The organism is Nocardioides sp. NPDC058538, from assembly GCF_042719275.1.
In the GTDB taxonomy this organism is placed as follows: domain Bacteria; phylum Actinomycetota; class Actinomycetes; order Propionibacteriales; family Nocardioidaceae; genus Nocardioides.
This window is the reverse complement of the sequence record NZ_JBHXNY010000005.1, coordinates 65,854-80,389: the sequence shown is the minus strand read 5'-3', so window position 1 is coordinate 80,389 and position 14,536 is coordinate 65,854. Positions and strand designations below refer to the sequence as shown.

The following is a 14,536-nucleotide window of genomic DNA, read 5'->3' as shown; positions in this document are numbered from 1 at the left end:
CTCGACAAGCTCGACCACCGGACACTCGGGTCTCGACAAGTTCGACCACCGGTGCAGACTGTGACCCATGGCTTACGAGACCCTGACCTTCGACGTGGACGCCGATGGCATCGCGCTCCTGACCCTCAACCGCCCCGACGCGCTCAACTCGTTCACGGTGACGATGGCGCGCGAGCTGGAGGAGGTCTTCACCACCGACGCGATGGCCGACGAGGTGCGCGCGGTCATCGTGACCGGCGCCGGGCGGGCGTTCTGCGCCGGGATGGACCTCTCCGCCTCCGGGAACGTGTTCGGCCTCGACGAGTCGCTGCACCCGACTCCCGAGAGGCTCGCCGAGCACCTCGCCGACCCGGCCAACCACCCCGAGTACGCCGAGGGCGTACGCGACACGGGCGGCAAGGTCACCCTCGCGATCCACGCACTCCCCAAGCCGGTGATCGCCGCGATCAACGGCCCGGCGGTCGGCATCGGCGCCACGATGCTGTGCGCGATGGACGCGCGGCTGGCCTCCTCGAAGGCGAAGATCGGCTTCGTCTTCGGCAAGCTCGGCATCGTCCCCGAGGCCTGCTCGTCCTACTTCCTGCCGCGCGTCGTGGGCGTTCCCCGGGCCCTGGAGTGGCTCTACACCGCGGAGATCCTCGACCCCGACCAGGCCCTCGACGGCGGTCTCGTCCGCAGCATCCACCTGCCCGACGAGCTGCTGCCCGCGGCTTTCGAGCTGGCACGGAGGTTCACCCAGAACCGGTCGCCGGTCGGCACCGCGCTCGTCCGCCAGCTGATCACCCGCAACGTCTCCGCACGCCACCCGCTCGAGGCCCACCTGTCGGACTCGCTGGCGATGTTCTACGCCTCGGTAGGCGACGGCAAGGAGGGAGTCGCCGCGTTCCTGGAGAAGCGGTCCCCCGAGTTCACCTCAAAGGCGTCCGAGGTTCCGGACGTGTTCTACGGACAGATTTTTACGGGCTGACCTGCTGCGATAGTCGTTGCCCCCCTGTTGTGGGGCCGGATCCTGGGCTACGGTCGAAGGTGGGCCCGCCCGCTGGTCCCTCACCCGGGTGTGGCCGCGGCCGGCACGCAGTGCCCAACCCGAGATGGGCGCGTGTCGGCCGCATCTCGGTGCCGATCAGGCGCCGATCCGGGCTGCGTACTCCTCGACGATCGCGTCGACCGGCTGGTCCACGGCGATCGCCGTCCCGGCCTCGTCCGGCTCGAGCGGCTCGAGTGTCTTGAACTGGCTGTCCAGGAGGGCGGCCGGCATGAAGTGGCCGGGTCGGCTCGCCTGGCGCCGCGCGATCACCTCGCGGGTGCCCTCCAGATGGAGGAAGGTCACCTCCGGGTAGTGCCGGCGGAGCTGGTCACGGTACTTCCGCTTCAGCGCCGAGCAGCCCATCACGCCACCGCGCTCGGCGTGCCGGGCAAGCCACTCCCCGACCGCCTCGAGCCAGGGGTAGCGGTCATCGTCGTCGAGCGCGATCCCTGCGGTCATCTTCTCGATGTTCGCCTGCGGATGCAGATCGTCGGCATCCTCGAAAGGCACCCGCAGCCGCCCTGCGATCGCCGCCCCGATGGTCGACTTCCCTGAGCCCGAGACTCCCATCACGACAAGTACCGGTTTCGCCATCACGCCATCGTACGGGCGTAGAGCGCCTCGAGATCGGTGAAGTGCCGATGAGTCCCCGCCTCCTGGTAGGAGGAGGTGTCCGCCATCGTGTAGCCGTGCGGGGCGTCGGGGTATATGAGGTTGGTGTAGATCACCCCGGCGTCGTCGAGGGCCCTGCTGAGGTCCTCGACGTTCTCCGGCGTCATGGAGCGGTCGTGGTCGGCGTGCCCGAAGTAGTACTCCGCCCTCGTCCCGGCGATGCAGGTGTGCGGCGAGGCGGCGTCCGCCGTGACCAGCCCGCCGCCGTGGAAGCCGCCGACCGCGACGAACTCGTCAGGGAACTGCCCCGCGGTCCGCACCGCCAGCCGCGCGCCCATGCAGTAGCCGTGGGTGGCGAGCGGGCCGGTGACGTACGTCTGGAGGGTTTCGACGTACGCCGGGATGTCGATCGCCAGCCGGTCCACGGTGAGGCCACGGACCCGGTCCATCGCGCCGCCGGCGAAGAATGTGTCCCTCGCGACGGGATCGCGGAGGTCGCCGGTCGGCGCCAGCTCCGCCATGCTGCCGTCGCGGTAGAACGTGTTCGGTGCGAGTACGAGGTAGCCCCAGGAGGCGACCCGCTCGACCATCTCGGCCAGCCGCGGCCGGAGGCCGATGGCATCCATGTAGACGAGCACACCACCCTTCGGCGTGCTCTCGGGCCGGGCCAGATAGGCCTCGGCGGTGCCGTCAGGTGTCTCGATCTCGATCTGCTCGACCACGCGCTCACGCTACCGGCAACACCTTGGTGCCATGCTCGTCCCCATGACTCAGCACCCAGAGGCACTGCACCTCGAATCCTCCCGAGCGATCCCGGTCGCGTACGAGACCGCCCTCGCCCGCGTCCTCCCGGCCCCGCTGCCGCAGATCTTCGGTCGTCGGTACGCCGCGATCACCCCGATCGCCGAGGTCCGCGACCAGGCCGGCGGCTGGGATGCCGCCGGCGAGACCCGCACGATCGTCCTCGCCGACGGTGCGACGATGCGCGAGACCCTGACCGGCATCGACAGCCCCTCGACGTTCTCCTACGAGATCACGCCGCTCTCCGGCCCGCTCAAGCTCCTGGTCGGCCACGTCGCCGGGCGCTGGTCCTTCGCCCCGGCCGGCACCGGCACCCGGGTCACCTGGTCCTGGGACGTCACTCCCACGTCCCGAGCGGCGTCGTTCGCGATGCCTGTGTTCGGGTGGATGTGGAAGGGGTACGCGCGGCAGAGCCTGGAGTCGCTCGAGGAGCTGCTGCTCGACTCTTGAGTCTTTGCTTTTGACGCCGGCGGGTCGGTGTTGTTTGTGGTTGGTGTTTGCCGCCGAGATGTTGGGTTGGGTAGGGGCCCTGGGAATCGGCTGAACGTTTCGCCGTGCGGGCAAGTGGGCGGTTGGCGAACGAACTTTCGTTCGCCGCGCGAGTCGGTCTCCGCCGGGGTGTGAGGTCGGCTGGTGGAAAGAATTTTCTTTCCGCTGGAGGAGTCTCTGCTCGGTGGGGCGAACGAATTTTCGTTCGCCCCGTGAGTCGCCTCCGCCGGGGTGTGGGGTCGGTTGGCGGAAGGAATTTCCTTTCCGCTGGAGGAGCCTTGCTTGGTGGGGCGAACGAATTTTCGTTCGCCCGTAGAAGCCTTCCCCTCGCCCGGGGCGGTTCCCCGCGGCCACTCTGGGGCCGCCGCCCCGATAGCCAGCCAGATCTTTCTCGACGGGCCCCGGTGTCAAGGATCGCCGAAGGCGACCGGCGAAGCCGGCGGCCGCAGGCCGTCCTTGACTCCGGGGTCTGGCGAGAAGACCCTCAAAGAGAGGGTCGGCGGCCCACCCCAACCAATGAGGAAACGCTCGCGGTCAGCGAAATGGCCAAACCTCACACCCCATGCCGCTTGATGAACGACAGGATCTGCTCCGACAGCTCAGGCCGACAAACGATGACGTCAGGCAGATACACATCGTCCTGGTTGTAGCGCAGCGGCGAGCCGTCGATGCGGGAGGTGAACAGCCCGGCGGCGGCGGCGACGGCCACAGGGGCGGCGGAGTCCCACTCGTACTGCCCACCCGCGTGGACGTACGCGTCGGAGATGTCACGCACGACCGACATCATCTTCACCCCGGCCGATCCCATCGGCACCAGCTCGGCGCCGAGCTCCTCGGCCAGCGCCTCCACGAACGCCGGCGGGCGGCTGCGGGAGACGGCGATCCGGGGACGGGCCGAGGTCGAGGGCGGCACGACCGGAGCGGCACCGGTGTGGAACGTGCTCTGCACGGACGCGTCGGCAAGCGCCGGCTGTGCGACGGCACCGGCGATCAGCTCGCCGTCGTTGGAGGAGGCCCACAGCGCCACGTGCACCGCCCAGTCGTCGCGCGGCGGCTCGGAGAACTCGCGGGTCCCGTCGAGCGGATCGATGATCCACACCCGATCCTTGGTGAGCCGCTCCTTGGAGTCCTTGCCCTCCTCGGAGAGGACCGCGTCCTCCGGGCGGTACTCGGCGACGAGCTCCATCAGCAGCTCATGGGCCGCCAGGTCACCGGCGTCCTTGAGCTCCTTGCCCTCCAGGCCGGAGGTGGCACGCACCTCGAGCAGCCGGCGGCCGGCGGTCTCGGCCAGCCAGGCGGCCAGCAGGTGATCGGAGGCGAGGATCTCGGTCGTAGGCACACCAGGAACGAAGGTCACCCGCGGCACTCTATCCAGCCGACCGCCGAGTCCGATAAAGACCCAGCCCGAGCCCGATCGCGGCGACCAGCGCCACCCCGGTCAGCACCGCGCGCAGGACCAGCCCGGTCTCGGCACGCTCGTGCACGTCGGTGACGTCGTTGGCCATGGTCTCGGCCGACTTCAGGATCACCTGGAGAAGACTCTGGATGTATTCGACGGCGCCGTCGGACCACGTGCGGACGATCGGCTCGCCCTTCGACGCCGCCCGCAGCTCGGTGGCGACACCTTCGATGCTGCCCTTGGCGGCGACATCGCGGACCGTACGCTGCACCATCATCGCGCCCGAGCCCTTGTCGAAGGTGCCGTCGGAGACCCGGTCGAGCTCAGCCTGGAGCTCGGGCGAGGCGCCCGAGTAGAACGCCGAGGACGCCTTCACCCAGGCCGCCTCCGCGTCGGCGAGCTCCTTGACCGACTTCGTACCGATCTCGTTCTCGGAGAGCGCGACGACCATGAGCTCGCGCTCGATGCTGAACGCCTCCGCCGCCCCCGTCAGCCTGCTGAGGTTGCGCACCTGGTCGCCGGTCTGGCCGTCCTCCAGCTCCGGCACCTGCCCCGCGAGCATCAGCAGGTTGCTGGCCAGTGCGGTGTAGACCTCGCGAGCGGCGTCCTGACTGGCTCGGTCGCCTTCCTGCATCTCGACCCGGTAGAGCTCGAAGTCGTCGAGCACCTCGGTGATGTCGTGGTGGAGTCTCCGCAGCTCGGCGTCACCGTCGACGTCGATCTCGGCCGCCGCCGTCCGCCACTCCTCGACCGCGAGGTCGGTCGTGTGCAGGTAGGTGGAGCGTACGTTGACCGGTGCCTGCGCGACGGGCTGCAGCGCGTCCCGTTCGAAGATCACGTCGACAGCGAGCTCGATGGTCTCGGGGAGCGCCTCGCTGATCGCGGCCGCCCGGCCGGTCTCCGATGCGCTGCGGAAGGAGGCGAACGTCGCCAGGCCGCCCACAGCGACACCGACCAGGGCCACCGCCAGCAGGATGCTCAAGGTCCGGTTGGCGCCGGAGCGCTTCGCCACCCGGGACCCGCCGGTCGGGAACGACCCACTGGCCCCGATCTTCGCGAACGCCCCCGAAGAGCCGGTCGCACCGGTCGACCCGGTCCTGCCTGCAGGGAACGAGCCGCTCCCGCCGAAAGCCTCGTAGGCACCGGATGTGCTGATCGGACCCGACGCGTGCACCGGACGCTGCCTGGGCACCTGCACGTCGAAGACCGGCAGCGGGCCCGAGCCGGTGAGCACCGCGACGACGTCGTGTGCGCTCGGTCGCTGCTCGGGGTCCTTGGCCATCATCATCGCGACCAGGTCGTCGATGATCTTCGGCACCTGGACCACACCGCTGACCCGCGGGATCGGTGCGGTGGCGTGCTGGTAGACCATGGTCGCCGGGGCGCCGCCGGAGTAGGGGGTGCGGCCGGTGAGCATCTCGAAGAAGACGCAGCCCAGGGAGTAGATGTCGCTCGGCGGACCGACCTCGCCACCCGAGCCACGCTCGGGCGAGAGGTAGCCGAGGCTTCCGACCACGTCGTGGGTGGAGGTCAGCCGCTGGTCGCCCAGCCGGGCGAGCTGGGCGATCCCGAAGTCGACGATCCTGATCCTGCGGTCGCCGTCGTAGACGAGGTTGGACGGCTTGAGGTCGCGGTGGACGATCCCCTGGGCGTGGACCGCGGCGAGCGTACGCGCCGCCTGGACGATGACCTCACCCGCCTCCCGGGGGATGAGCGGGCCGTGCGAGCGCAGGCGTTCGCCGAGGTCGGGGCCGGTCAGGAGCTCCATGACGAGGAAGGCCATCGGCCCGTTGCCGGTGCGTTCGATCCCGGCGTCGTGGACCTGCACGGTGCCGGAGTGGCTCGCGGCCGCGGTGGAGAGCGACTCACGGCGGAACCGCTCGATCATCGTCGGGTCGGCCGACGTCCTCACGACCTTGACCGCGACCCAGCGCTGCAGGGTGAGGTCCATGGCCTGCCATACCTCGCCCATGCCGCCTCGCCCGATCAGGCGGTGCAGCTCATAACGGCCGGCAATCATGGGGTGGGGGGAGGTTTGCATGGGGGACGTTCCCGTCGAGGATCCAGTTGTTCGTACGTGTCGGGTTGCTCACACAACGGCCTGGGAGTTTAGGCGACACTCACTAGTAGGCGCCAGAGCCACGCACAACAGCTTTGACTGTACGGACGACGATTCCGAAGTCCCGCAACAGCGTCCAGTTGTCCACATAGTCCAGGTCCAGGCGGACCGTGTCCTCCCAGGAGAGGTCCGAACGCCCCGAGACCTGCCACAGCCCGGTCAGACCCGGTGCAACCGCAAGTCGGCGATGAGAATCCCGATCGTACATCGCCACCTCGCTCGGCAGGCCCGGCCGGGGCCCGACCAGCGACATCTGGCCCAGCACGATGTTCAGAAGTTGCGGCAGCTCGTCGATGGAGTACTTCCGCAGCACCCGCCCCACCCGGGTCACCCGGGGGTCAGCGCGCAGCTTGAACAGGACGTGGCCCGGCCGGTGGTCGAGCGTGCGCAGCAGCGACTCGGCGTCGACGACCATGGTGCGGAACTTCCAGATCCGGAACTGCTTGCCGCCTCGGCCGACGCGCACCTGCCGGAAGAAGACCGGGCCCGGGGAGTCGAGCTTGATCACGACCGCCATCACGGCGAAGACCGGGAGGAGCACGGCGACGGCGGCCGCCGCGGCCAGCCACTCCCACACGTACTTGGCCACCCGCGTGAGCCGCGCCCGCAGGGCCTCGTCGACGTAGAGGAGGGTCATCGAGCCCAGCCGCATCGAGGACGTACGCTGCGGGGTCACGTCCTGCATCCGGGTGCTGACCAGCAGCGGCAGGCCGAAGGACTCGCTCGTCCAGGCCAGCCGCTGGATCTCGCGGCCGGCCAGGTCGGGTCCGGGGACGACCAGCACAGCGTCGGGAGCGACCGAGGCGATGGCGCCGGAGAGCCCGTCAGCTCGGCAGACCGCCGCCGCCTCCATCAGACCGCCGCTGAGCCGGTGGGTCCACTCCGGAATCACACCGTGGTCATGAGCCGCCTCGACCACGACGACGCGCAGCGGAGTGCGCGGCCGGGAGCTGAAGATGTAGCCCACGACCCGGAACGCGAGAGCGGTCACCAGCCCGAGGATCGTCTGCACGACCAGCTGCGCCTGCGGCAGCTCGACCACCGCACCCAGCAACCAGGTGAACATGCTCATCGCCATGAACGCCTTGAAGACCCCTGAGACCGTCGCCCGCAGACGCTCGGCGCCGGGCAGGATCTTCGGCGCGGTGATCCTGGTGGTCAGTCCCCAGACCAGACCCCACGCCAGCGCGGGGACGATCTCCTGCCCCACGATCAACGGCGCGAGGACCATCAGCGCGAGCCCGTCGACCATCGAGGCCTGCAACCGAAGGGAGGGTGCCTTGGCAGACACCCTCCGGCGGTTGATGTCGAGCGGGACTACTGTCTCCACCGACGCCAGCTCTATCGTCATCCATCTCCCCCAAAGCTGCTGGGCGCCCGAACGCTTACTTCATGCCAGAACAATGCGGGAAGAAAGCGGTCGTTGGGGGCCAATGGGGGTCCGGTTAGACCAAATGAGGGAACCGGAACCCACTGGTCCAGACCAGTCGTCTCACTCCAGCGACTGCGGGGAGCGCCAACCGAGGCGGTGCGCCAGTCCGACGGCGGCGATCTGGGAGGTGACCTGGAGCTTGGCGAGGATGGACTTCACCTGGGTGCGCACGGTCGCCTCGGAGACGACGCCGATGACGGCGATCTCGTGGACGGTGCGACCGAGCATCAGATGGCCGAGCACCTGGGACTCGCGCTTGGTGAGCAGCTCGATGCGGCGGCTCAGCTCGGAGACCTCGTGCTGGCGCTCGAACCAGACCCGGATCAGCCGCTCGCGGTCGCTCACCGCGAGCACGCAGGCGCCCTGGTAGAGCCGCCTGACGGTGCCGAGGATCTCGCCGAGCGGGCGGGACTTGGACAGCACCGTGCGGGCGCCGTTGCGCAGCGCCTGGCCCCAGCGCGCCTCCTCGATCGCACCGGTCACCACGACCACGTCGACGCCGGCCTTGGCCAGCGGCTCGATGAGGCGTACGCCGTCGCCGTAGCGGCCCAGGTCGAGGTCGAGGAGCACGACCTTCGGCTTGTTGCGAAGCACGACGGAGACCATCGTGGCGGTGGAGACGGGCTCGCTGGGCATCGGGATGCGGCGTACGTCGTATCCCTCCATCGAGACGGCGAGCTCGAGCGACTCGGCGAAGAGGACATGGTCCTCGACGATGACCACTCGATACTGACTACGCGGCGACAACGTCATCGGAGGCGCCTTCCTTGTCTGCTTCTGCGGTGGGGCGCTGAATCACGGCGCTGGGAAGAGTGACCACGAAGGTCGTACGGTCCGCGGCGGCGAGGCGGAGCGAGCCACCCATCCGCTCGGCGACGGTATGGGCCTCGTTGAGCCCGATCCCCTGGCCGGCCGAGTCCGGGCCCCGGACGCCCCACTCGAAGATCCGCTCGCGCACCTCGGAGGCGACCCCGGGGCCGTCGTCGGAGACCTCGATCACGACCATCTGACCGGACTCGCCAGGCTCGTGCCGGACGGCGACGTCGACAGCGCCGGAGCCGTGCTTGGCCGCGTTGTCGAGAAGAATGTTGATGATCCGCGCAGCCGCGTCCGAGCTGCCCACGGCGAGCGCGTTGCCGGGCTCGTGGACGACCGTGGTGCCGCTGGCCTCGTGGGCCAGGGCGAGATTGTGGACCACCGCGTCGACGTCGATCACGCCGACGTCGATCGGCATCGTGTCCGCGCCGCCACGCTGGGCACGGACGAGGCGCTCCAGGCGCCTGAGCTCGCTGCCCATCATGGTCATCATCGCGACGCGACGCTCCGGATCGAGCGTGTCGGAGTTGCACAGCAGCTCGCTGGCCGAGCGGACGCCGGCGAGGGTAGAGGTCACCTCGTGCATCCGGGCCCGGTGGAGACGCTGGGCCTCACGCGCGCTGAGCAGGTCGTGGTAGATCTCGTCGGCCGCCTTCGCCTCCGCCGCGCACACGCGCCGGTAGATGCGCACGCCACCGAACAGGAGCGCTGCTGCGGCGACGAGCGAGGTGGTGACGACGATGGCCGTGAGGATGGCCCAGAGGACTGCTCCGTGGGCATGGAAGTAGACCCAAGGTCCCTGAAGGACGGCGATCAGAAAGCTTTGGATACCGATGAAGACGGCGGTGGTCGTTGCGTACGCGGTGGTTAACCAACCCGAGTTGATCCGCTGGAAAATGGACGTAGACATACTGCTCCCCAGGACGGGTCGGCCAGTGAGGTATGAGTCCCGAATAGGGCCGTGTCCAGGCCCTGCTCCCCCAGCCCGAGCTTGTCGGGCCGTCCCAATTTGAATGATGTGACCGAAACCTTTACAAGGCAACGTAATCAGCACCGTATCGCCACGTGACCGCATTCCGGGCCAATACCGAGAATTGAGGAGTCATAGAATTTCGAGGTCGTCCACAGACTACATTGCGGGACACGTTGTCCCAGGTCATCCCCAAACTTGGGGCTGTGTAGAACAGGTTTCGGATCTACGCCTGAGGTTGCCCAGAATACCTATACCCCCAGGGAGATCTGGTGAGGCCCCGAGACGACCGAACGGCGCGGCAGACATGGCAGGCTCGACCGTACGACTCAGGGTTGCTGTCTCAGCCGACGAGACGATGACCCTTGATGCCGTGACGGTTGCACTCGACGAGCGCGGCATCACGGTCGCGGCGACCGCCTCCATCTCCGCTGACCCCGAGGAGCTGCTGGTCGGAGATCCCTCGGCCTGGCTGGTGGTCACCGACCTCGACGGCTGGACCCATCTCGGCGAGTTGTGTGACCTGGTCCGCAGCGTGCGCCTGCCCGGCGTCGTGCTGACCCCGGCCCCGCGCGGCGGCCTCTGGGGTGCCCTCCTCGAGGCCGGTGCGGTCGCGGTGCTCTCCGCCGACACCGGCTCGGACACGATCGAGGACACGCTGCGCGACGCGGCCGAAGGACGGCGCGGGCACACTCCGAGCGAGGCCGAGGGGCTCATCGCGCAGTGGCACCTGCTCCGGGACGGTCGCGAGCGCATGCACCGCCTGGTCCGCTCGCTGACCGCGCGCGAGTACGAGGTGCTCGAGCTCCTCTACGACGGGGCCACCGTCGCCGAGATCGCGGCACGCTTCGGCGTCGCCCAGACGACGGTGCGGACCCAGGTGAAGTCGATCCTGCGGAAGTTCGAGGTCGGTTCCCAGCTTGCCGCGGTCGCTGCGTACGACCGGTATCTGCGGCCGCCTAGGAGCTGACCCTCAGGAGTTGAACCGCTGCTGGGTCTTCTCCAGGCCCTCGTTGATCAGCGTCTCGATCGCGTCGGCGGCGGTGTCGACCACGAACGGCAACACCTTGCGCTCGGTGGTGGAGAAGTTGGAGAGCACGAAGTCGTGCACCTCCTGGCGACCGGGCGGGCGGCCGATGCCGACGCGCACCCGGTGGAAGTCGCCGGTGCCCAGGGAGGACCGCATCGACTTGAGGCCGTTGTGGCCGTTGTCGCCACCGCCCAGCTTGACCCGCATCGTGTCGAAGGCGATGTCGAGCTCGTCGTGGATGGCGATGACATGGTCGGGCTGGACCTTGTAGAAGGTCGCGAGCGCCTTGACCGGCCCGCCGGACTCGTTCATGTAGGTCCGGGAACGGGCGAGCACGACGCGTGGGCCGGGCAGCCCCGGGGTCGCCCCCCGGAGCCGCCCTTCCACGACGTCAGCACGGCCGGACTTGTGGGCACGCCACTTGCCGTCCAGCCGGTTGGCCAGCTCGTCGGTGACGAGATAGCCGATGTTGTGACGGTGCCTGGCGTACGTCGGCCCGGGGTTACCCAGGCCGACGACCAGCCAGACGCCGTCGGTCACCGAATCGGTCACCGGTCGGTCACTCGCCGTTGGTGGCCTCAGCCTCGGCGGACTCAGCGGTCTCGCCCTCGGCGGCCTCGTCGGCGGGCTCCTCGTTGGTCTTGGCCTCGGTGATGTTGACGACCAGAGTCTCCGGGTCGGTGACCAGGGTCGTGCCCTTCGGCAGCTCGACGGCGCCGGCGAGGATCTGGGTGCCGGCCTCGAGGCCCTCGACGCTGATCTCGATGCTCTCGGGCACGTGGGTGGCCTCGGTCTCGACGGTCAGGGTGTTGGCGTCGGTGACGACCATGGTGCCGGAGATCGCGTCGCCCACGACGTGGACGGTGATGTCGACGGTGACCTTCTCGCCGGCGCGGACGGCGACGAAGTCGACGTGCTCGATGACCCGGCGGACGTCGTCGACCTGGACCTGCTTGGTCATGGCGAGCTGGATCTTGCCCTCGATGTCGAGCTCCAGCAGCGCGTTCGCACCGTGGTTCTTCAGCGCCATCATGGTGGCGTGGCCCGGCAGGCTCAGGTGGATCGGGTCGGCGCCGTGGCCGTAGACGACCGCCGGAATCTTGTTCTCACGGCGGATGCGGCGAGCGGCACCCTTGCCGAACTCGGTGCGCTTCTCGGCGACGATCTTCTCGCTGGACATGCGTTGAACTCCTCGATGAGTGGTGCTGACGTCAATGGCGCCCGGCTGGTCCAACGAAGGCCGTGCGACGAAGGCACGGCGTCTCTGCGAAGAGACGTCCACCTTGTCGATCACGGAGCGCGATGCGCTCCCTCGCCGAGGCAACTGCCACAGACTATCCCCGGATCACGCTCACCACGAAATGCGCGCGCGTCCTGACCTGCGAGGACGTACGTTGGAGGTCGTGTCCCTCACACTCGACGAGGCCCGCACACGGGCCGGCGTGCTCAGCTCCGTCTCCTACTCGCTCGATCTCGACCTCACCGGTCCCGAGACCTTCCGGAGCCACACCCGGGTCCGGTTCCGTTCCACGGTCGCCGAGACGTTCCTGGATCTGAAGGGCGCCCTCGCGGTGTCGCTGGTCGTCAACGGGGAGGCGGTCGAGGCGGCGTACGACGGCCGGCGGTTGGGTCTGCCCGGCCTGTCCGACGGGGCGGTCAACGAGGTGGAGGTGACCGCGACCCTGCCCTATACGACCGACGGCGACGGGATGCACACGTTCACGGACCCCGTCGACGGATCGCGCTATGTCTCGGCCTACCTGGGCATGGACAACGCCTCGAAGGTCTTCGCCTGCTTCGACCAGAACGATCTCAAGGCGTCGTTCGCGGTCGCGGTCACCGCCGATCCGGCCGACACCGTCCTCGCCAACGGCGCCGTCGTCTCGCACGACGCCGGCCGTTGGGTCTTCGCCGCCACTCCCCCGATCCCGCCGGCACTGCTGGTCGTCGCCGCCGGACCCTGGCACTCGGTGCGATGGACGTACACGCTCGATTCCGGGGAGAGCCTGGACTTCGGCTGGCATGCCCGGCGGTCGCTGGCGACCGAGCTGGACCGGGACGCGGACGAGCTGCGGCGTACGTCCGAGGCGTGCTTCGCCCACTACGCCGACCTCATCGACGAGCCCTATCCCTTCGACTCCTACGACCAGGTCTTCGTGCCCGGGCTCAACTGGGGCGCGCAGGAGATGCCGGGATGCGTGACCTACCGCGACGAGCTGTTGCCGCGCGGCGCGATCACCGACACCCAGCGAGCGATCCGCGCGGTGATCATCGCCCACGAGATGTCGCACATGTGGTTCGGCGACTCGATGACGATGACCTGGTGGGAGGATGCCTGGCTGCAGGAGTCGTTCGCCGACTACATGGGCTACCGGGTCGCGGAGGCCGGCGCCGGCTTCTCGGACCTGCGGGTCGAGGTGGAGGTCGGGAGCAAGCCGTGGGGCTACCGCTCCGACGCGCGCCGCTCGACCCATCCGGTCGCTCCGCTGGCGGTGGACGTACCCGACGTGGACACCGCCGCCACCATCTTCGACGGCATCTCCTACGCCAAGGGCGGAGCCTGCCTGGTGCAGCTCGCCTTCTGGCTCGGTGACGAGGAGTTCATGGCCGGGGTCAACCGCCACCTGACCCGCTTCCGGTTCGCCAACGCGACCCTGGCCGACTTCGTCGAGTCGCTCGCAGCGAGCTCGCGGAAGGACGTACGCGGGTGGGTGGACGCCTGGCTGCGGCGCCCGGGGTTCGACACGGTGTCGGTGCGGCGCGACGGGGACGTCCCGGTCCTGGAGCGCGAGGGGAGCCGGCCGCACGCGTTCACGATCGCCGGCTACGACTCCTCGCTGCGACTCGTCGGACGCAAACGGGTCGAGCTGGGCGCCGAGCCGGTGCCGCTGCCGGAGTACGCCGGGCTCGTCGTGGTCCCCAACGCCGGCGGTGAGACCTTCGCCGCGCTCCACCTCGACCCGGGGTCGTGGGAGGCGCTCTCCGGCGGGCTCTCCCGGCTCGATGACCCGCTCGTACGTGCTGTGCTCTGGTCCGCCACCGCTCTTCGAGTGCGATCGCGTGACCTGTCGGCCGACGACTACCTCGATCTGGTCGAGACCCACCTGCCCGCAGAGACCCGGGCGGACATCATCGAAGGGGTGCTCGCCGAGACCCGTTCCGTGGTGATCCCGCAGCGGGTGCCGGCCTCGCGCGCGGCTGGAGCGGTCGCGCGGGTCGCCGCCGCCTCCGCCGCGGGCCTGGCGGCTTCCGCCGACGACGAGCAGCGGGCCCTGGCCTGGGCCGCGGCCCTTGCCGCGACCAGCGCGGACGCCGAACTGCTGCGCGGCTGGCTGGACGCCGACAAGGTCGGAGTCGGCATCCCGCTGCTGCCGACCGCACGCTGGGCGGCGATCGTACGTCTCGCCTCGCTCGGTGAGGCCGACGCGCGCTTCATCGCGACCGCGCGCGACCGGGACGGCACCGCCGAGGGAGACCTCGGGGCGCTTCGGGCCCTCGCCGCCCGTCCCTCGACCAGTGCGAAGGACGCCGCCTGGGAGGCGATGCTCGCCCCCGGCGTCGACAACCGTCGCTTCGGGGCGCTGGCATCGGGGATGTGGATCGCCGAGCACGCGCATCTGCTGCGTCCCTACGTCACCGCCTATCTCGCCGAGGCTCCGGCCCTGGCCACCCGTGGTCAGGCCTTCGCCATCGAGGTCGGCCGTGCCTTCCCGCGGATCGCTCTCGATGAGGGGCAGCTCGATGCGCTGCGCGCGGCCCTGGCGGGCGATGTACCGACGATCCTGCGGCGGTCCTGGGAGGACCACTTCGACGACCGCGAGTAGCGACCACTAGCCTCTAT

13 protein-coding genes are annotated in these 14,536 nt (G+C 69.2%); 4 read left to right on the top strand and 9 right to left on the bottom strand.

All coding sequences use genetic code 11. The features are described 5' to 3' along the window. Window positions 1–67: 67 nt before the first annotated feature. A complete protein-coding gene (locus ACFWQC_RS06405) occupies window positions 68–967 on the top strand; it encodes a crotonase/enoyl-CoA hydratase family protein (RefSeq protein WP_378674712.1) in 900 nt (299 codons plus the stop codon). A gap of 156 nt (window positions 968–1,123) precedes the next feature. On the opposite strand, the gene ACFWQC_RS06400 is transcribed toward ACFWQC_RS06405, so the two are convergent. Further along, on the bottom strand, window positions 1,124–1,621 hold the full coding sequence (locus ACFWQC_RS06400) for a gluconokinase (RefSeq protein ID WP_378674709.1): 498 nt from the start codon (window positions 1,619–1,621) through the stop codon (window positions 1,124–1,126). Continuing rightward, window positions 1,621–2,361, bottom strand: a complete 741-nt coding sequence (locus tag ACFWQC_RS06395) for a dienelactone hydrolase family protein (protein ID WP_378674706.1) — start codon at window positions 2,359–2,361, stop codon at window positions 1,621–1,623. Before ACFWQC_RS06395 ends, ACFWQC_RS06400 begins: the two co-directional genes overlap by 1 nt. 43 nt (window positions 2,362–2,404) lie before the next feature. On the opposite strand from ACFWQC_RS06395, the gene ACFWQC_RS06390 reads away from it, so the two are divergent. Further along, window positions 2,405–2,890, top strand: a complete 486-nt coding sequence (locus ACFWQC_RS06390; protein WP_378674703.1) for an SRPBCC family protein — start codon at window positions 2,405–2,407, stop codon at window positions 2,888–2,890. A 592-nt stretch (window positions 2,891–3,482) separates the two neighbouring features. On the opposite strand, the gene ACFWQC_RS06385 is transcribed toward ACFWQC_RS06390, so the two are convergent. The 5 genes from ACFWQC_RS06385 to ACFWQC_RS06365 form a co-directional block, all read right to left on the bottom strand. Next, window positions 3,483–4,286 carry a 3'(2'),5'-bisphosphate nucleotidase CysQ gene (locus ACFWQC_RS06385; RefSeq protein ID WP_378674700.1) on the bottom strand — a complete coding sequence of 268 codons (804 nt, stop codon included), beginning with the start codon at window positions 4,284–4,286 and terminating at the stop codon, window positions 3,483–3,485. A gap of 10 nt (window positions 4,287–4,296) precedes the next feature. Further along, window positions 4,297–6,369, bottom strand: coding sequence for a protein kinase (locus ACFWQC_RS06380; RefSeq protein WP_378674697.1), 2,073 nt, complete (start codon window positions 6,367–6,369; stop codon window positions 4,297–4,299). An 82-nt stretch (window positions 6,370–6,451) separates the two neighbouring features. Then, window positions 6,452–7,798 (bottom strand): exopolysaccharide biosynthesis polyprenyl glycosylphosphotransferase, encoded by a 1,347-nt coding sequence (locus tag ACFWQC_RS06375; protein ID WP_378674695.1) that lies wholly within the window; start codon window positions 7,796–7,798, stop codon window positions 6,452–6,454. Between the two features lie 141 nt (window positions 7,799–7,939). Beyond that, entirely contained in the window at window positions 7,940–8,632 is a 693-nt protein-coding gene (locus ACFWQC_RS06370) for a response regulator transcription factor (protein WP_091052720.1), read from the bottom strand. After that, complete coding sequence (locus ACFWQC_RS06365) at window positions 8,613–9,605, bottom strand: sensor histidine kinase (protein WP_378674691.1); 993 nt, start codon at window positions 9,603–9,605, stop codon at window positions 8,613–8,615. Before ACFWQC_RS06365 ends, ACFWQC_RS06370 begins: the two co-directional genes overlap by 20 nt. A 433-nt stretch (window positions 9,606–10,038) precedes the next feature. Between ACFWQC_RS06365 and ACFWQC_RS06360 the strand changes: the two genes are divergently transcribed. Next, on the top strand, window positions 10,039–10,635 hold the full coding sequence (locus ACFWQC_RS06360) for a LuxR C-terminal-related transcriptional regulator (RefSeq protein WP_378674689.1): 597 nt from the start codon (window positions 10,039–10,041) through the stop codon (window positions 10,633–10,635). Between the two features lie 3 nt (window positions 10,636–10,638). Here the strand turns inward: ACFWQC_RS06360 and pth are convergent, their stop codons facing one another. Next, window positions 10,639–11,247: an aminoacyl-tRNA hydrolase gene (pth, locus tag ACFWQC_RS06355; protein WP_378674686.1), complete on the bottom strand. Its 609-nt coding sequence runs from the start codon at window positions 11,245–11,247 to the stop codon at window positions 10,639–10,641. A gap of 7 nt (window positions 11,248–11,254) precedes the next feature. Then, window positions 11,255–11,875: a 50S ribosomal protein L25/general stress protein Ctc gene (locus tag ACFWQC_RS06350; RefSeq protein ID WP_378674683.1), complete on the bottom strand. Its 621-nt coding sequence runs from the start codon at window positions 11,873–11,875 to the stop codon at window positions 11,255–11,257. A gap of 223 nt (window positions 11,876–12,098) precedes the next feature. Here ACFWQC_RS06350 and pepN point away from each other — a divergent pair, with 223 nt between their 5' ends. Further along, window positions 12,099–14,519 (top strand): aminopeptidase N, encoded by a 2,421-nt coding sequence (pepN, locus tag ACFWQC_RS06345; protein ID WP_378674680.1) that lies wholly within the window; start codon window positions 12,099–12,101, stop codon window positions 14,517–14,519. The last annotated feature ends 17 nt before the right edge of the window (window positions 14,520–14,536 follow it).

Coding starts and splice junctions, on each gene's coding strand:
- ACFWQC_RS06405 (WP_378674712.1), top strand. CDS start 68: ATGGCTTACGAGACCCTGACCTTCGACGTGGACGCCGATGGCATCGCG.
- ACFWQC_RS06400 (WP_378674709.1), bottom strand. CDS start 1,621: ATGGCGAAACCGGTACTTGTCGTGATGGGAGTCTCGGGCTCAGGGAAG.
- ACFWQC_RS06390 (WP_378674703.1), top strand. CDS start 2,405: ATGACTCAGCACCCAGAGGCACTGCACCTCGAATCCTCCCGAGCGATC.
- ACFWQC_RS06380 (WP_378674697.1), bottom strand. CDS start 6,369: ATGCAAACCTCCCCCCACCCCATGATTGCCGGCCGTTATGAGCTGCAC.
- ACFWQC_RS06375 (WP_378674695.1), bottom strand. CDS start 7,798: ATGACGATAGAGCTGGCGTCGGTGGAGACAGTAGTCCCGCTCGACATC.
- ACFWQC_RS06370 (WP_091052720.1), bottom strand. CDS start 8,632: ATGACGTTGTCGCCGCGTAGTCAGTATCGAGTGGTCATCGTCGAGGAC.
- ACFWQC_RS06365 (WP_378674691.1), bottom strand. CDS start 9,605: ATGTCTACGTCCATTTTCCAGCGGATCAACTCGGGTTGGTTAACCACC.
- ACFWQC_RS06350 (WP_378674683.1), bottom strand. CDS start 11,875: ATGTCCAGCGAGAAGATCGTCGCCGAGAAGCGCACCGAGTTCGGCAAG.